Consider the following 18678-nt stretch of genomic DNA (forward strand, 5'->3'; position numbering starts at 1 on the left):
ATTGAATAAATTCGTAATAAATATTTATTGGTTTATTTTTATGCAGCATCCACATAATTTTTAGCTGCTTCTAGTTGTGGTTTTGTTGCATAACATACAATCACCATAACCACAATATTTGCAATCAACCCTAATATTCCTGCATGTATCTCAAATGGAGTGGTTGTTGCTACTAGTTGAAAATAGTAATTTACTATTGTTCCAACAATTAGACCTGAAATAACTCCTGAAGCAGTCGCTCTCCTCCAATACAAAGCACTATATACAGCTGGTGCAAATTGAACAATCGAACCATATGCACCAAGTAGTAATGCAACTAAACCTTGCCCGCCAAATACAGTAATATAATAGGATAAAGCACCGATGACAAAAACGCCTAATCTCATAATAAGCAAGGTATTTTTATCGGAAATATGTTTCCATATATTTTTTATCACACCATCAGTAACCTCTAAGGATGCACTATGAGTGATAGCATCAGCAGTTGACATTGCAGCAGCAAGTGCACCAGCACCAACGAGTCCGTAAACCCAGCCAGGTAAATTCATAATGGTTGTAATTAAATATGGTAAAATTTGATCTGGGTTCGCTATTTTCTCTGAATCAACAACACCTACAGCGGCAAATCCGACTAATAATAATGGAACGAGAAAGAGGGCAAAAATAGGATAGGCAAGTACCGTCTTCTTAATAGTTCGAGAATTGGAAGCATATGATTTCGTAAATAAATGGGGCCACATAAGAAAGCCGATGACAGAAACTAAGATGGTCGTTGAATAAGCGACAGTCCCCATATTTGAACCGTCTTTTCCTATTTGTAAAAAAGCTGGCGATTCTTTAGCAATTTTAGCGAACATTTCAGTAGTTCCGCCATGTAATTGATGGACAATTGAAAGACCAACAACCCATGAAACAATAATCATTAATAAACCTTGAAATACATCAGACCATGCAGCTGCTCTTAATCCTCCTGTTGCGACATAAATGACAACAATTCCATAAGATATTAGCGCACCTAGCCAGAATGGAATTCGTCCCTCAGTCATTACATCAAATATCAAAGCCATCCCCGACATTTGAGTTGCTAAATATTGAACAGAAGCAAATAAGGCAATCACGCCTATAAGAATAGCAAGTAATGGACTGTTGTACCTTCCTTTTAAAAAAGCTGAAATGGTATAATATCGATTCTTTTTTCCGATTTTCCCGACTTTTGGGCCAATAATATACCAAGGCAAAATGGCAAATGCGGTATAAGCAATAATATATAAAGATGGAGCTCCTTTTGAATATGCCCATCCCGGCGCTCCTAAAAAAGAAAATGCACTAAATACTGCACCGCCCATTAAGAACCACATAACAAACAAACTAAGTTTACCGCCTGCAACAGCAAATTCATCGAGAGAGCTACCGTCTCTACCTCTACCAGCCATAACTCCTACAATAAGTGCAATTACTAAATAACCAACCATCATAATAAGTGCGATCTGCCATCCGGGCATTATTCATCCCCCTCTTCATGCTTTTCTGGATCTAGAATAAATAGAACAATTAAGGCAAGAAATGTAATAACTATCCATAAAATGACCCAAAAGAAAGAAAAAGGTAGACCAAAAATTATTGGTGTTGCACGATTCCCAATCTCAAATAGAGGAAAAAGTAAAAGAAAAAAAGGAATCAATGTAGTGATCCCAAAAATCGTATGAAATCTTCGTTTACTCATCGTCCATCTCCTTTTTCGTAAATTTTTATTGATAGCAAGGAGTTTTATGACTATGGTACTCATAAAAAAACGTGATACTTTTCACCTCTCCTCCTTTTCCTCCATTTTGACTATCACTATGAGTATATGAAAAGGGGTTGTATATTAAATGTTACATAATGACTAAATAAATTTATTTACTGTTACACTTTATGTCTAGTCGCCCAGGTTCATTTTACTTGGACTACCTATTCTTTATAAAACAATTTCTCAAACATTACTGCTATTTAAACAAATTTTTGATGAGTAAATATCCGCTGAGGAATGCTATTTTCTTTATTTCAACTAAAAAAAAACCATCAATCCTTTGTTGGGTGTAAAAGCAGTAGTCAGGCTTTTACAAGCAAAAAAATAAAAGCGCCTATGTAAGGCACCTTATTAGTAGTTTAGTATTTTTTCCCTTTTATTTAACTACAAAGTATTCATTCAGAAGAGTTCTTCTTAAAATACTTTTAATTGATAGGGTTAATCACTTTACTTGTTACGTTTGATTAATATTTACCACTTTTTTTATTATATAGTTTTATATTCAGTTAATGTTTATGGACGAAAAATTAAATCATTTATATTATAAATAATCTGGAAAAACTTAGCGCTCAGTAATGCGTACCTTATTGCTTATACATTTGAATTAATTTGGTTATAATTCTAGTAGAAATGGAGTGAATAAATTTGTTCCGATTACTAAAGTGGACCCCTTCGTCAAGACACTAATTTAAATTTTTTAAGGTGGGTCAGAATCCATTATGGATATCTGCTTTATAGGAGCTAGAGGTGCTCACTGGGGCTAGGGGGGTGGTAGGTGCACATTTTTTTGCGAGTGATTCATCCTACTCTATTTTTCCTTCTCAGGGGAGGTTCTGTCAAGGGCGAGCGGAGCGAGGGCTAGCCATACCCTTGACAGGTTCTTCCCTGAGAAGTATCATCCCTTATGGATGAATCACTCCGAGGCCATAAACGGAGGCGGGGGGTTTATAGCCAATCGATTGGTGAGGGCGTTCATAGTTATAGAAGTGGATAAAATTGTTAATCTCTTTCCTTGCTTCTCTTGGACTCTCGTAATCTTTTAAGTAAACCTCCTCATATTTAATCGTTCTCCATAACCTCTCTGTAACAATATTATCAAGGGCTCTTCCTTTGCCGTCCATGCTAATTCGGATGTCCTTATCCAGCAGTAATCCGGTATATTGGGGACTGGTAAAATGGCTACCCTGATCACTATTTAAGATCTCTGGCTGTCCTACCGACAGAGCCCGTTTCACTGCCTCCAAGACAAAGTCAATCTCTAGTGTTTGGTCTAGCTCCCAGCTAACGACAAAGCGAGAATACCAGTCTATCAGAGCTACAAGATACATCCAGCCTCGTTGGAGGCGAATGTAGGTAATATCGATTCCCCAGACGTGGTTAGGGTGGCTAATGGCCAAATTTCTAAGAAGATACGGATAGATCCGGTGCTCAAGATTGCGTTTACTAAGGTTAGGGCCGGGAGAAATCCCTGCAATGCCCATTTCCCGCATATGACGTTGTACAGCCTTGCGATTAATATTTATTCCATTGTTGTTTAGAACAACAGTAATTCGCCTAGACCCAAAATAGGGATGCTTGGTATAAATTTCATCAATCTTGTGCTTGATAAATATTTCCTCAGGAGAAGGCTCGACTGGCTTATAATACAAGCTAGTACGATTGAGCCCAAGCAGCTGAGCCTGGGTAGTGATTGGCAGCTCTTTATCATCCCAATCAATCATTTGAATACGCTCGGCCCTACTCCTTGATTCCAGATTTTTTTTTAAGCCACGACAATTGCGTGGTTAAACGGCCAACCTCAGCGTAGAGGTTTTCAATTTGATTTTCATATTCCGCCTTCATTTGATCCGCTTTTTTATTTTCTTTAGCGAAGATCGAAGGCATTTGATCAAGAAATGCATTCCTCCATTGTCTAATTTGATTGACGTGAATTCCATGAGATGAAGCGATTTCATTCATGGTCTTTTCTTCCTTTAGGACCTCTAGCACGATTTGAGCTTTAAACTCTGGTGTGTATCGATTTCTTTTCATAAACCTACTTTAACATCTCCTCATTTCGTGTCTAGTTTCTTGGGTCCATTATATACTTTTGTATTTAGGAATCATCTTTTTGTTGATATTTTCCTGGCCATCATTAAAAAAAGAGTTGGCAACCTCTGATTTTCATAAAACGGTGGAGTCTATAGAAACCAATTTAAAAAATATGAAAGAAAATATTAATTTAGAAGAAAGAATTAAACCTGTATCCGATAAGGTCAAGCAAATAATCAGTGATATCGGTTTTGATATTAAGGAAAAGCAAAAAATAGAGCAAAAAGAGTTGGATAAGGTAAAACTAACAACACCATCTAACCAAATGTTTTCAATTAATAATATTGAATTAGGTGATGCAAAAAAAGATATTGAAGGAAAGCTTGGTTCAGCAAAGCGGGCTTCGCAAAATGAATATGGTGAAGATTGGTATGCTTATCATAAAGATTATCATCAATTTTTTATGGTAAAGTATGATCAACAGAATAGGGTTAATGGATTATATACAAATCAAAATTTAATTTCCTCAACCAATGGGATTAAAATAGGAACATCAAAAGAAATCGTTCGAAACAGGCTTGGAAAACCACTAACCAGCATTCAAAAAGGATGGATCATTTATAAATTTCAAAAGCAGAGTGATTATGACGTTTTTTTAATTAATGATGTGTATATAACTATTTTTTACGATAAATATGAAAATAATACAGTTACAGCTTTACAATTGATTAGTAAAGACTTGGAAGATAAAAAGAAAGACTATTATACAATAGCGAACCAATCATTAGAAAAAGGCTTTGAATATCAATTATTTGATTTAACCAACTCTGCGAGAGTCAACCACCAATTACCAATTCTGACTTGGGATCAGCATGTCAAAGGCACTGCTCTTGACCATAGTAGAGACATGGCTAAAAATAATTATTTTGATCACACAAATCTTAAAGGCCAATCACCATTTGACCGGATGTCTCAAGATCATATTTCCTTCATTTTAGCTGGGGAAAATATTGCATATGGGCAAATGAGTAGTATTTTCGCACATGAAGGATTAATGAATTCAATGGGCCATCGTAAAAACATTCTTCAGAAGGATTATGAATATATGGGCGTCGGCGTTGCTTTCAATAATGAATCACAACCTTACTATACACAGAATTTTTATGCAAAATAAGAATTAGGATTATAGAATAGGATAAATTATATACGAGCAATTATACTTGCTCAATATCTCGTCGGGAGTGATGTATCATGGCAAGAAACAAACTTTTGGTTCCTGGTGCGGACAAAGTTCTGGATCAAATGAAAGAAGAAATTGCCAATGAGTTTGGAGTTCAACTTGGTGCTGATACGACCGCACGTGCTAATGGTTCAGTTGGAGGCGAAATGACAAAACGTTTAATTGCTTACGCTGAACAATCATTAAGAAATCAACAAGGTGAGTAGCCTGTGATTTCAAAAAAAAGGGTACCATAATTAATTATGGTACCCGCTTTTCATAAGGCTGTTTTCGTATAGTTTGTTGCTTTTGTAAAAGCCCAACTACCGGCTTTTACTCCCAATAAAGGATTCTAGCGGTTATTATGGGAAATGCAGCTCTTTTCTGTGAAAATAAAACTCCGCCTTTAAGAATAATTTATTAAGTTTAAACTTGATTAAAATGGTGCAAGCTATAAATAATTTAATTTGGGCAATAGGAAAGCAGAGCTACCGAATTTTTCGGTTTCTCGTTTAACTTTTCTGTTGTTTGTCTATAATGCTAATTTAAGTTGACTCATGGTAGGGTTCCTTATTCTGAAGCATATGATAGACAATAGTTAGCATTCGATGTCCGATGGCAACGAGTGCTTTTTTCTTTCCCCTTCTTGCAGCTAGTGACCAATATTTGATTCCTAATCTTTGATTCCGACTTCTTGAAACAGCCCACGCAGCCTCACACAATGCAGATTTAATATGAGGATTTCCTTTAACCGTTTTAGTGTTTTTTTTCCTTCCAGCACTTTCGTGATTTCCGGGCGACAATCCTGCCCATGATGCAAGATGTTTGGAGGTTGGAAATTGTCCCATATCTACTCCTATTTCCGCAATGATAACAGCTGCCGTGTCTTTCTTAATTCCCGGCATTGTAACCAGAAGCTGTACTTCCTCCTGATAGTTGGATAAAATGACGTCGATTCTTTTCTCGATATCTAATATTAATTCTTCTAAATTAACAATGTGCATCCAAGATTGCTTAATAAGAAATAGCTGGTGATCATTTAATGTTCCAAATAGTGAGTCGGTAATCAATTGCTTTTTATGGGCCATTCTTCCATGTATCTTTTGTTCGACATCTTCTTGATCGATATAACCTTCATTCATCAGTTGTTCCAATAGTTTTCGTCCTGATACTCCAAATATATCTGAAATAACTGTGCTTAATTTGATGTTTGAGGACTCTAGTACCTTTTGGATTCGGTTTTTTTCGGATGTCATGTGTCCAATCCATTTTTTTCTGAGGCGAGTCAAATCTCTCAAATTTCGAAAGTCTTCGGGAGGGACAAAACTTTTCTCTATTAAGCCATGTCTTAATAATTTAGCAATCCATTCAGCATCCGAAACATCTGTTTTCCTTCCAGGGACATTTTTAATCCTTTGAGCATTTGCCAAAGTAATATCAAAGAAATCCTCCAAGATATTGTATACAGGTTTCCAGTAGACGCCTGTACTTTCCATTGCGATGTGGGTTACTTCCTTCTCCTCAAGCCATTTAAGAAGATGAAACAGATCCTTCGTCAAAGTAGGAAATGTTTCGGTCTCCTTAATCAAGTCAGTTTCTGATTCTCCAAGAATGACACAGGCAACTATTGTTTCCGAATGAACATCTAGGCCTGCACATCGTTTGTGCAATGTTTCCATTTCACTCCACCTTCTGAAAATATTCCACAAACAGTGGAATGAATTTGAAATTAAACATTTTTCTGTTCGTAGTCATCTCTCGAAATTGAGAGAGCTAACAATGGGTTGTGCACCAAATTCATTCCAACAGTTTTCTCAACAGGGTAAGACCACCAATAAGAGCTACGTCATATACTCACTGTTTGTGGTATCTACATTATGGGACAGAGAACCCATTTTCATTCTGGGTTGAGAGCGAAAGATCATGAAAGTTTTCTCAGTAAAATGAAACGTGTAGCGGTCCTCAGTTGATATTTATTAGTTATAACTATACTTAAATAGCAACAATGTTTGAGAAAAGAGCCTTTAATAAAGATAAATAATACTTTTAGAATTGCTTCCTAATCGAATAATTGAGAAATTTCCTTCAAGGCATTTTGAGCATCTCTTTCAGGATTTAAACAATTAATCATTTCTTCATTAATAGGCAATCCTGAATAAATTTGCTTTACTATTTCTTTTTGAATCGTTTGTTCATAATAACATTCAGCCCATTCAATATATTCATCTGCCGTCGTATAAATGGCACCTAATAAAAATTCTGATCCGTCATCCTCTCCGTTAGGAATATGTACATCTCCCATTTCCCAAGATGATGCCCCTGTTTCTCGCCAAATACAAAATGTAACTTCTTCTTTTTCTAGTGGCTCATCTTCAAGATATTTCAATAGAGAATGTGGTGTTTGATCATATATTCCAGGGTATACTTCAAATTCTTCCCTAGCATGCGGGCTTAGAAAAGATTCATGATCGAATCCTTTCATTATTATTCCCGCTTCAGTAAAAATAATAAATAAAACATCCCCTGCACCATTATCAATTGTGGCAAGAGAAATATTCTTATCCCGTTGATTATCAAACATGTGATAACGTAGCCAATCTTCTTCACAAAAAATAATGTCTAGGGCAGCCTGTATTTTCAATAGATGTTTTAATTCAGCTGGTTCAGGTATTTGCTTCATTATAATCCCTTCCTTATCAACCTAAGAATTGATGCCATATGTCACTTTCCTCATCTGTCATTTCACCAATAATCGTCGAAAAATCAATTTTTCTATGAAAAAGATCTTTTAATATATTAAATTGACTAAAGGATCCTGTAATTCTTTCTAGTGATTCAGACATTGCAACCACTGATAAATTTTGAATGGATGAATGATTTAATTCTAATGCTTTCAAACTAGTTATTTTTCCTAGGAATGTTCCATCTTCTATTGTAGTATCTTTTAGCTTAATTTCTCTTAATGTTTGAGAGGATTTCAAACCATCTAAACCGGTTAAATGACTATTGATAAGTTCTAAAGATTGTAATTGAGTTAATTTACTTAATAAATTCAAATCGTCTTCGGAAAAATCGTTCATTTCAAAGATTTTCAAGTGTTTTAGAGTATGTATTGTTGAAACTGCCTCAAGTTGTTTTACATTATAGATAGAGATGGAAAGAGTTTCTAGTGATTTACATTGGGATAAAGCAGTATAGTCTTCAATTTCTGTTTCATGCATATCCAATTCCTTAAGTGATGGAAGCTTAGCTAATTGTGTACAATCTTTTACTTTTGATCGATTAATATTCAAAAATTGCAGATGTTCTAAATTTGATAGAACGTGTAAATCAGAGATAGGTGTGTGGGCAAGATATAGCTTTTTCAGCGACAACATATTTTTTAAAGGTTCTAGAGTAGTTATATGATTTCCGCTTAAAATTAACTCCCTCACCTCCGTACACTTTGTTAAAGGATCAATATTTGTAAGATTTTCGCTCATCAAATAAAGTTTTTTTATCTTTACGAAATCGATTGGATTATTCACTCTTGCTTTAATTATTTCTAACCATTGATTATCTAATTGTTCAAGCCAATTTTTTATAACTATATCTGAGTTACCTGATTTTATAGGTTTTAATACAGGAAGTTCCAATGATCGGATAACATCTAAAAAATGGATATTTTGATTGGCTCCATAACTCCAATATGTGTAATCTTCTTCATGATGAATGGTATATTTCCTATTCTTTAAAGTGTGGTTTATAAATTCTAGTAAATCACTAAGTTGTTCAGCAATCACATATTTTATTTCCTCATCACGACCAAAATTAATAACTTGTCCACAGGTTCCTTTTACATCTGGATCAATATCTATTCCGATATGGTTGCCCCCGTAATCTTTACTAATGGGTATCCAATTTCTATTAATATATCTTTCTTTAATATAATTAGTGGGAATTGAATAAGAATCTCCTTCTAATGCATATTCCTCCTCTAGATCTGCCCAGATTTTCCACTCTTGTAACATATCTTCTAAAGTAAGAAATGGTAAACCGAAAAACAAACCGGGTCCGTTTTCATTTTCCCCGTTATGTAAAAGATAAAGTGCACGTAATTGTTCTGGGAAAATAAGATTCATTTGCTTTTCCACACTTTGAATTTCTAACTCAGTCGCAGGTGGATTCAAAAATGATGGAAAAACGTGTTTCAGTTTTTCTCTAATTTCACATATAATCGACTGCATTATGGTTACTCCTTCCAAAAATTTAAACTAATTTATATTATTTAATTAAATGTCATATGATATAAATTATTGCTTACTTCTACAATGAGCTCCTTCAATTCTAATACGTCCATCCATTCTTTAGGAATGACATTAAAGCCATAATGAGCTCCCAAAATATTTCCACAAATTGAACCTGTGGAATCACTATCACCATCATGGTTAACAGAGAAAGCTAATGATTTTTTGAAATCTGCTTCTATAAGACTACAGTATAGTGAAATGGCTAATGCTTCCTCTGCTATCCATCCTTCACCAATAATAGATATTGCTTTTTCAGGTTCAAGTTCTTTTGCTGACAGCTCCAGTGCAAGATCCAGAGCAGCTAAACATTCTTCATGATTAGTATGCTTTTTTAAAATGGATAAAGCTGTCATGGTACTATCTAAAATCGTCTTACCATTAACAAGTTCTGCGATTATTGTTGCAAATGCACCAGCTGACAGGTAGCCAGTCGGATGCCCATGAGTAATTGCAGCAATATCAGAACCTATTTTAAACGCATATTCAGGTTCTTTATGTAAAAATAAGCCTACAGGAGCCACTCTCATAACACCACCACAACCTTTACTTTGATTAATCGGTTGTTCGATGGATCCCATTCTTCCACTACCGAGTGCAGATAGACAAGTATTTCCTGGTGCCCGATTGGAAAACAACTCCCTATAATCAAGAAGACTACTATTCTCTTCATGTAATTGCTTTTTTAGCCAAACTTGATCTGTCTCAGTAGGTAATGTTCCTGTTTGTGTGTAATACCAACGTAAATAGGATTGATAGGTTCCACTCCCAGCATAGGAACCTATTCCTCTCATTCTCATTCGATTATATGCCCAAATGAGACCATCTGCAGTAAAAAGTGTCATTTGTGTATCATCGGAAATAAGTGCTTTACCTTTTTGACTGTTCTTTTCCAATTCTGTTATTCCACTTTCACCGAAAATCGATTTGATTTCTTCAAGTTTTTTAAATTCGACTTCATAGCCCAATGCATCACCGATCGCCCCACCAACTAGAGTTGCAATAAATATTTCTCTTGTTGTTTTCAATAAACCACCTTCTTGTAACTTATCATTAAAAGAACATTGATATATTTTATTATCAATGTTCATTATATATTATTTCTCGATAATTCTATTTATAAATTGTAGTGTGTTTTCAATAATGATCTGCTGGTCATTATCTAGTGTAGCAACATGATAACTATTCTTTAACTCTATTAATTCCTTTTCCTTAGAAGAAATATGCTCAAATATCAATTGGGAGTTATCAGGAGGTACAACATGATCCTCCTTTGATACAAAAATTAAAGTGGGACAAGTAACCTTACTTAAATCTTCCTTGACCACTTTCATTAATTGTACAATTTGTTGAATTGATTTAGTCGGCGTTTTTTCATAGGCTAATTCTTTCACATTTGGCTTTTTAATATCTGAGCCAATCGCATCCAAAAAACGGACCTCAGATTGTGCAGCAACATCAGCCATCATTGGTATATCAATAGCTGCATTAATAGGAATAATCCCTTTAATATCAGGGTATGTCTCAGCCATATAAAGGGTTAAAGTTCCACCCATGGATAGTCCTGTTACAAAAATAATATCACAACGTTCCTTTAACCAATGGTAGCCCTCCTCAATAGATTTGACCCAATCCCTATAGGTAGAAGCTTCCATATCTAAATAATGAGTACCATGACCTAACAATCTAGGGACGCAAACAGTATATCCTTTTTCTGCATATGCCTCACCAAGCGGTTTCATGCTTTGCGTAGTCCCTGTAAATCCATGAGAAACAAGAATTCCGATACGATTTCCTTCAAAAAATAAAGGACTTGCATCTGGTAATATCATATAATTTTTCGACATAAACTATCCCTCCATAGCAGAATAATACTAATACAGTTATTCGCTACAGTTCATTGAAACCCTTCTTTAATTTTGACCTTAAAAAAGGGACAAGAACCTTGCCCCAATAAAGCGACCCTTTTCGATTTTCTTCTTATATGAAATTGTATTAAGCTTTGTAAATTCATCAATATCCCATGGATATCCAAAACCCCCAAGAACACTTAGCTTATTGTCCACAAATAATATATTCGGAACTTTATTAACTGTTTGATCAATGACATGTGTCATCCCACTATCATTTTTCAATCAAAAAATAAAGCCTATCCTTAAAGAATCACCCAAAATTCATTTTATGGAGATACAATAAAAATTAATGATATATTTATTTCGAAACAACTTTCTTCTCGATTACGGGTGGCTGTTTCTCTTGGTCTTCATAAAAAAGGGCAAAGTTTGGGTTAACTGAGCCAACCCCTAAATATCTTGCCTTATAGTCTTTTAGTAGTTCAAAGAATTTTTTGCTTAAAAGTAGAATAATAATCACATTGATAAAAGTTGGTATCGCTGAAGTAATATCTGCAAAATACCACACTGATTGACCAGGAATTCCATAGCTAACTGCATAAATAACCATAGCAGTACCTGGAATCGGATAGATGATATTATATAATTTTAAGAAACGATTCTTCCATTTTAAATGTTTCGGATTTTTAAATAGATGACGTAACAACACTTCATAATATACATACCACCCAGAAGTAGTGGTTAGACCAAAGAGAAAAATAGAAATAGTAACAATAATTCTACCGAATCCACCTACCCCATCCTCGAAGGCTGATAAGGTCAATTCGGCACCAGATAAGCCAGAAGACCATTTACCGGTAATTATAATAACCAAAGCAGTTATCGTACAAACAATTAACGTATCAACAAAAACTTCAAATGATCCCCAAAGTCCTTGTTTAATTGGATGATCAGTTTTAGCGGTTGCATGCACCATTGGGGATGTACCCCACCCCGCTTCATTACTATATACAGAGCGAGCGATTCCTAATCGGATAACTTGAACAACAGCTGCACCAGCAAATCCACCAACTGCTGCTGTACCATTAAAAGCACTTGAAAAGATTAATCCCAAAGCACTACCTATTTCTGTAAACCTACTAAAAATAATATATAAACCAGCTAAAAGATAAAAAAGACACATAAATGGAACTAATTTCGTTGCAATTTTACCAATATGTCTGATTCCGCCATATACCATGTAATAAACAAGAAGGAGATAAATAATCGATACCGGAATCATGCCGATTTTAAAAGTGGAACTAACGGCTTCGGAGATTGTATAGTTTTGTAGAGTAATAAAGAAGGTTGAAAAAATGCCTAATCCAAATAGAAACGCGGGAATCATCCAATATTTAAAATTTCTTTCTTCTCCTAGCCCTTTTTCCATATAGTAGGTCGGTCCTCCATATGGGTCACCATTTTCATCTGTATTTCGATAATAAACGGATAGGGTTACTTCAACTGTTTTAATTAGCATCCCAATTAATGCACTGCACCACATCCAAAACACCGCACCTGGTCCACCGACCGCGATTGCGGTCGCTACACCTCCAATATTTCCTACACCTACTGATCCCCCAATTGCTGTACTGACTGCTTCAAAAGGAGAGAGGATGCCTTTTGCATTGTTTTTATCTTTTTTCCTAAGAATAAGTCCAAAAGTTTGTTTCATAATATGAGGAAAATAACGAAATTGAAATAATTTACTCCTTAAAGTAAAATAAAATCCTGCAAATAATATCGTAAAAATAAGTGGCAGTCCCCATAAAAAGGTCGACACGCTTTCTAGTATTGTTTCCATTTCCACTCCTCCATTTTTAAGTTGAAATTACTGTTTAAATAATTTATATAAAGAGGCTACTAATAAGTAGCCCCAGCCTTTTCATATGTTACCTTTCCACCAATTACCGTTTGCACAACCTCTGTTGATAAAATTTCATCTGGATTCTTAAATTCAAATATGTTCTTTGATAAAACTGTCATATCTGCAAACTTCCCACGAGTAATCGTACCTTTACTATTTTCTTCATTCGTTGCGTATGAACCACCAATAGTAAATAATTTAATAGCTTCATCAATAGATAGTTTTTCTGTTGGATTCCAACCACTATGTGTTTCACCAGGTGCCCTCCGTGTGACAGCTGCATGAATACCTAATAGAGGATCAATTGGTTCTACTGGTGCGTCTGATCCACCTGCACAGATGACACCTGATGATAATAATGTTTTCCATGCATAAGAAAGTTGCATTCTGGATTCACCCAATCTATCCTGAACCCATGGGAAATCTCCCACAACAAATCTCGGTTGAATATCAACAATTCTACTAGGTTTTTTCAAACGTGGAATTAATTCTTTACGTAGAACTTGAGCATGAATGATACGATCGCGATAGGCAACTGCTGGGAATTGGTCTAGTATATCTAGTACATTTTCAAGTGCTTGATCACCTATCGTATGAACAGCAATAGGCATTGCAAGCATCCTTGCTTCCTGGATAATTGAATACAAGGTTTCTTGATCAAACATTGCATCTCCAACTGTAGAAGGATCATCATGATATGGACTCGATAATAATGCCGTTCTTCTTCCTAAGGCGCCATCAGCGAATATTTTTATTGCTCCAATTTGTAAATGATCATTTCCAAAGCCCGCGTACATTCCTGTTTCACGAAGCTCCTTCATATACATATAATCAATCAATAAATTACATCTCAATCCTAATTGTTCTTCATTAATTAATTCATCATAAATTTGATAAGTTTGAAAGAATCCATTAAGGAAAGCAGGATCATTTGTATGGACACTAGTAAGTCCTTTTTCCATGGCAAACTTGATTGCCTGATGAACAGCTTTTTTTAATTCCGAATAAGATTTTTCAGGGATATATTTATTTATTAGTTCAGACGCAGATTCCAGTAATAATCCCGTTGGCTTTCCAGTCCTCTCATCTAATACTATGGTTCCCCCTTCTGGAACAGTCGTATTAGGATGAACATGGCATATCTCTAATGCTTTACTATTAACTAAAAATGCATGTCCACAAATTCTAGGTATGTATATCGGACAATGTGGGGCTACCAAATCTAATTCTTCAATTGAGGGAATAGAAGAATCGATAAATAAATTTTCATCCCAGCCCCTCCCCAATAGCCATTCCCCTGGTTGAAGTGAATTCGCTCGTTCCTTTATTTTTTCTAGCAACTCCTTTTTGGATTGAACCCCAGTAACATCTAAATTCAAAAAGCTCATCGCTACACCTGCTATATGGACATGACTTTCAATCAATCCAGGTATGACAGTTCTTTCTTGTAAATCGATCACCTTCACATCGTGTCTTCCCCATTGCAGCAACATATCAGATGTTGTACCCATATCAATAATTCTTCCATTTGTTACTACTACAGATTGAACCAACGGAAACATTTGATCCATCGTATAAATCTGACCATTAGTAAAAATAGTAATCGTCATTCAAGCATCTCCTTTACTCCCTCATTTATTTAAATAATGCTTCAAATAAATCAAATCACCTTGAACATTCTATAAATTCTTTTATAATTTATTCGCGTCATAAGAAATATTTCCCTTTAATTAATTTAATTATTTTAAATATTTATATTTTTGAAAAACATAAAGTTACTCAGCCCCTAAAATCTACTATAGATGTATCGTTCACAATCTGGGTTTGTTTCGTTATAATAGAAAAGTATGTTAGAAGTCGTTCATATTGAAATAAATAATAATTGATTAATCAATGCTTCGGCATATCAAATACAGTTAATCACTTTATTTTTGTGAGGAGGAACATTTATTGACTATTACTACAGGAGAATCACTGGTTACAGAAATCCGTCAATTAGATGCCAAAGGATCTGGACAAGCTGTCGTTTGGCGTGAAAATGAACTAGGGAATCCCAAAAAATTAAAGCTTACAATCCCTCAAACACTACCGGGAGAAAAAGTAAGAGTAACAGTTGATCAACCAGAAAGAAGAAGAAGAAAGGCGATCCCTGAAGAAATTTTAGAGGCTCATCCGGAAAGAGTGGCACCACCATGTATCCATTTTGAGCGTTGTGGAGGCTGCGTATGGCAGCATTGGCAATATTCAGGACAGCTACAGCAGAAAACAAATCATGTAAAACAGGTACTCGAAGCTCAAGGTTTTAATCCAGATCTTGTTCAAGATACAATTGGAATGAAGAATCCTTGGCATTATCGCAATAAGATGGAATTCACCTTTGCTCCAGACGGGTCGCTTGGACTTCACGAGCAAGGAAATTTCCGTAAAATTATCTCATTAGAAACATGTTTAATCGCTGGCGAAGAAATGGTAGAAGCGGCAATGGAAGTAGCAAAATGGTCCAAAGAGTATCAATTAACTGGATACAATAAAGATACTCATGAAGGCCTACTTCGCCACTTAATGGTTCGTCAATCATTTGCCACTGGCGAAATGATGCTTGCATTATTTGCAACTGAGGGTCCAAATGAGCATCTTGACAAAGCAGCAAAAAATTTAGTAGAACGAATTGAAAAGAAATTCCCTCAGGTCAAAAGCTTGTTATGGCTTGAAAATACAGATTGGGCAGACCGAACTCAATCAGAACAAACCCATGTACTTGCAGGCCGTGATTTCATTTATGATGAAATGGCAGGATATCGGTACAGACTTTGGTTCGATACATTTTTTCAAACCAATCCAACACAAGCGCAGAAATTAGTTGAGCTTGCTATAGAAATGGGGAAACCGAAGGAATCCGAAAAAATGATTGATCTTTTCTGTGGCGTTGGTACATTTTCACTGCCTTTTGCAAGTAGAGTAAATAAACTTGCAGGTATTGAAATCGTTGAAACCTCAATTGAATCAGCAAAAAGAAATGCACAAGATAATGGGATATCCAACACATACTTTTTGGCTAAAGATGCGAGAAAGGGTATTGACCAAGTCTTAGAAAGTTTTGGCCATCCTGAGTTACTTATGTTAGATCCCCCTCGTTCAGGTGCTGGTGGCAAGGTTATGAGAAGAATTGGTCGTTCCAAGCCAGAAAGAATTGTCTACGTATCCTGTAACCCAGATACCTTTGCAACAGACATCAAAGAGCTGGAACCTTTTGGATACACACTTAAACAAGTACAACCAGTGGATTTATTCCCCCATACAGTACATGTTGAATGTGTTGCATTACTTGTAAGAAATGAAGAATAATTGATTGTAGATAAAGTCAAAGCCCCATAACCAAGTATTTCTTGGATATGGGGCTTTGACTTATGAATTACTTGAACCAAACTGTTTTTTCTTCAGCAGAAATTCTCTTTGCTTGAATATTAAAATCCTTTTTAGAATAACCAATATAAATAAGTCCGATGATTTTGTCGCTTTCTTCTAAATTTAAATAAGTATTTAATTCAGGCTCATATGCAATATCTCCAGTTCGAACGATTGTGGATATTCCCTTCTCTTCTGCAAGAAGAAGTAAATTTTGCATTGCACACCCCGCAGCTACCACTTCTTCTATTTCAGGTACTTTTCCAGAAGGACTTGCTGCTAAGATTATAATCGCTGGTGCTCTTAAAGGCCCTTTTTTAGCTTTTTCAATCTTTTTTCGTGCCTCTTCTTCATCTAATCCCTTTGTTTTTCCTTCCATAATTCGTGCCATTTCATTTCCTAACTTTACGCGACCTTCCCCTTTGACGACACGAAATTTCCATGGTTCTGTTTTCTTGTGGTTTGGTGCCCATGTTGCTGCTTCTAATAATTCAAGAATGACGCTATCGGGTACATCTGTTTGCTCAACTGCACCTATCGAACGTCGATTTTTAATTAAATCTAAAATTTCCATAGTTAGTCGACTCCTTATTATGTACTCACTTTATAAATTATATTTTCATTATAATCGAAAGACGTTGGATTTTTCCAATATTCTCCCTTATCCGATTTTGTAAACAATTTTCTTTTTACATCATGATATAATTACTATATTGATAAGTTTAATAGAAAGGATAATAAAATGAAAAAACTTAAAATCATCCTCCCAATTGTGATTATCTTTCTGGTTGGTGTATACTTCTTTATTGGAAATTATTTTTATAATTTTGCTTTAAATGCAAATCAGAAAAAAGATTTTTTAGATGGTAATCCACATTTGGCAGCATCAAAAACAGTAGACAACGAATTGATCGAAAAAAATAAAATTGAAGATGCAACTTTCACTCATAACCATACTGCTAATACTATAAAAATATCCTCTGCTGATCAATTAAAATTATCTGCTCGATTGTATGAGAATAAACAAACTTCTCATCATTGGGCAATTGTGGTCCATGGCTACAGCGGCAATAATACCCAGATGATTCGATATATTCGCCATTTTTACGAAAATGGGTACAATGTTTTAGCGCCTGATCTACGGGGTCATGGCGAAAGTGAAGGTAAATATATTGGAATGGGTTGGGATGATCGGAAAGATATGCTCCTTTGGATCAATCAAATTATTGAAAAGGACCCAAATGCAGAAATTGCTTTATTTGGTGTTTCAATGGGAGGAGCAACAGTTATGATGACATCAGGTGAAAAATTACCAAAAAACGTCAAAGTAATTGTTGAAGATTGTGGATATTCTTCAGTCATTGAAGAGTTTACCTATCAACTTGATGATTTATTTCATCTACCTAAATTCCCATTCATTAATGCAGCTAATACCATTACAAAAATTCGTGCAGGTTATGATTTAAATGATGCAGATGCTGTAAAGCAGGTAGCTAAAAGCAAAACCCCGATCTTATTCATTCACGGTGACAATGATAGCTTTGTCCCTTATAAAATGTTAAATAAAGTTTATCATGCGGCAAAGGTTGAAAAAGATAAACTAATCATTCGTGGTGCTGGACATGGAGAGGCAGAAAAAGTGAATCCTGAATTATATTGGAGTACTCTATGGAAATTTGTTGATCAATATATTTAATTAAAGTTTATTTTCAAAAAAATCCGAGGCTATTTTGAAGCTAAGTACTTTTACTTAACTTAAAAATAGCCTCTCGTATTTATTCTGTGAAATCTTGAAGATTTTCTTCTTCACTTTCCAACATTCCATATAAACCGTTCATAGCTTGTTCCTCTACATTCGCTTCTACTCCACTGTTATTATTAACTTGAGATTCGATTATATTCTCTTCATTATTATTTAAATTTTGTCTTTTCATTCATTTCACCTCTATTATAGATTGTCTAAATGATGGTGAAATATACACAAGCATATAATTATTATTAGACTAAAAACGTTAAATCTTTATGAGTATTTTTGCTTTTATTCATTCTTTTCCATAAGAAAATAGTATACACGAACAAGATAACGATAATAAGAATTGGATAAAGAGGTGATGCTTCTACATTTCCCATAAAATTCAAAAAATTATTAAAGCCATGAAAAAATATGGTTAGTAGAATGGATTGATTAT

17 protein-coding genes are annotated in these 18678 nt (G+C 35.1%); 4 read left to right on the forward strand and 13 right to left on the reverse strand.

From position 1 onward, the window contains the following. Positions 1-38: 38 nt before the first annotated feature. The 3 genes from MHI39_RS13455 to MHI39_RS13465 all read right to left on the reverse strand — a co-directional run bounded on the left by MHI39_RS13455 (position 39) and on the right by MHI39_RS13465 (position 3820). Positions 39-1502, reverse strand: coding sequence for a sodium:solute symporter family protein (locus MHI39_RS13455; RefSeq protein ID WP_071975854.1), 1464 nt, complete (start codon positions 1500-1502; stop codon positions 39-41). After that, positions 1502-1723: a DUF3311 domain-containing protein gene (locus MHI39_RS13460; protein ID WP_058003794.1), complete on the reverse strand. Its 222-nt coding sequence runs from the start codon at positions 1721-1723 to the stop codon at positions 1502-1504. Before MHI39_RS13460 ends, MHI39_RS13455 begins: the two co-directional genes overlap by 1 nt. Before the next feature lie 968 nt (positions 1724-2691). Next, positions 2692-3820 (reverse strand): IS3 family transposase gene (locus MHI39_RS13465; RefSeq protein ID WP_152984831.1). Its coding sequence is split into 2 segments (ribosomal slippage): positions 2692-3555 and positions 3557-3820, totalling 1128 coding nucleotides; the frame shifts between segments, so codons are not numbered across the junction. 79 nt (positions 3821-3899) lie between these two features. Between MHI39_RS13465 and MHI39_RS13470 the strand changes: the two genes are divergently transcribed. Together MHI39_RS13470 and MHI39_RS13475 are read left to right on the forward strand one after the other, a co-directional pair. Continuing rightward, complete coding sequence (locus MHI39_RS13470; RefSeq protein WP_342539344.1) at positions 3900-4994, forward strand: CAP domain-containing protein; 1095 nt, start codon at positions 3900-3902, stop codon at positions 4992-4994. Positions 4995-5071: 77 nt separating this feature from the next. Beyond that, positions 5072-5266 carry an alpha/beta-type small acid-soluble spore protein gene (locus MHI39_RS13475; protein WP_058003796.1) on the forward strand — a complete coding sequence of 65 codons (195 nt, stop codon included), beginning with the start codon at positions 5072-5074 and terminating at the stop codon, positions 5264-5266. A 318-nt stretch (positions 5267-5584) separates the two neighbouring features. On the opposite strand, the gene MHI39_RS13480 is transcribed toward MHI39_RS13475, so the two are convergent. The 8 genes from MHI39_RS13480 to MHI39_RS13515 form a co-directional block, all read right to left on the reverse strand. Then, positions 5585-6718 (reverse strand): IS110 family transposase, encoded by a 1134-nt coding sequence (locus tag MHI39_RS13480; RefSeq protein WP_259544790.1) that lies wholly within the window; start codon positions 6716-6718, stop codon positions 5585-5587. A gap of 380 nt (positions 6719-7098) precedes the next feature. Continuing rightward, positions 7099-7719, reverse strand: coding sequence for a hypothetical protein (locus MHI39_RS13485; protein WP_259545454.1), 621 nt, complete (start codon positions 7717-7719; stop codon positions 7099-7101). 16 nt (positions 7720-7735) lie between these two features. Continuing rightward, positions 7736-9265 carry an SMI1/KNR4 family protein gene (locus tag MHI39_RS13490; protein ID WP_244975348.1) on the reverse strand — a complete coding sequence of 510 codons (1530 nt, stop codon included), beginning with the start codon at positions 9263-9265 and terminating at the stop codon, positions 7736-7738. Positions 9266-9306: 41 nt separating this feature from the next. Continuing rightward, positions 9307-10353, reverse strand: coding sequence for an ADP-ribosylglycohydrolase family protein (locus MHI39_RS13495; protein ID WP_139358176.1), 1047 nt, complete (start codon positions 10351-10353; stop codon positions 9307-9309). 69 nt (positions 10354-10422) lie between these two features. Beyond that, positions 10423-11172, reverse strand: a complete 750-nt coding sequence (locus MHI39_RS13500; RefSeq protein ID WP_071975850.1) for an alpha/beta fold hydrolase — start codon at positions 11170-11172, stop codon at positions 10423-10425. A gap of 78 nt (positions 11173-11250) precedes the next feature. Further along, positions 11251-11460, reverse strand: coding sequence for a hypothetical protein (locus tag MHI39_RS13505; protein ID WP_078110736.1), 210 nt, complete (start codon positions 11458-11460; stop codon positions 11251-11253). A 76-nt stretch (positions 11461-11536) separates the two neighbouring features. Next, positions 11537-13021, reverse strand: coding sequence for a sodium:alanine symporter family protein (locus MHI39_RS13510; RefSeq protein ID WP_071975849.1), 1485 nt, complete (start codon positions 13019-13021; stop codon positions 11537-11539). Between the two features lie 59 nt (positions 13022-13080). Beyond that, a complete protein-coding gene (locus MHI39_RS13515; protein ID WP_078110735.1) occupies positions 13081-14694 on the reverse strand; it encodes an amidohydrolase in 1614 nt (537 codons plus the stop codon). A gap of 340 nt (positions 14695-15034) precedes the next feature. Between MHI39_RS13515 and rlmD the strand changes: the two genes are divergently transcribed. Continuing rightward, on the forward strand, positions 15035-16429 hold the full coding sequence (gene rlmD, locus MHI39_RS13520; protein WP_058003802.1) for a 23S rRNA (uracil(1939)-C(5))-methyltransferase RlmD: 1395 nt from the start codon (positions 15035-15037) through the stop codon (positions 16427-16429). Positions 16430-16496: 67 nt separating this feature from the next. Here the strand turns inward: rlmD and MHI39_RS13525 are convergent, their stop codons facing one another. Next, entirely contained in the window at positions 16497-17063 is a 567-nt protein-coding gene (locus MHI39_RS13525; RefSeq protein WP_058003803.1) for a nitroreductase, read from the reverse strand. 168 nt (positions 17064-17231) lie between these two features. Here MHI39_RS13525 and MHI39_RS13530 point away from each other — a divergent pair, with 168 nt between their 5' ends. Then, complete coding sequence (locus tag MHI39_RS13530; RefSeq protein ID WP_071975846.1) at positions 17232-18185, forward strand: alpha/beta hydrolase; 954 nt, start codon at positions 17232-17234, stop codon at positions 18183-18185. Between the two features lie 79 nt (positions 18186-18264). Here MHI39_RS13530 and MHI39_RS13535 read toward each other — a convergent pair whose 3' ends face one another. Next, positions 18265-18423: a DUF4021 domain-containing protein gene (locus MHI39_RS13535; protein ID WP_139254854.1), complete on the reverse strand. Its 159-nt coding sequence runs from the start codon at positions 18421-18423 to the stop codon at positions 18265-18267. Positions 18424-18678: the final 255 nt, after the last annotated feature.

The sequence above is a fragment of the Heyndrickxia sp. FSL K6-6286 genome (assembly GCF_038630395.1).
Taxonomy (GTDB): Bacteria; Bacillota; Bacilli; order Bacillales; family Bacillaceae_C; genus Heyndrickxia; species Heyndrickxia oleronia.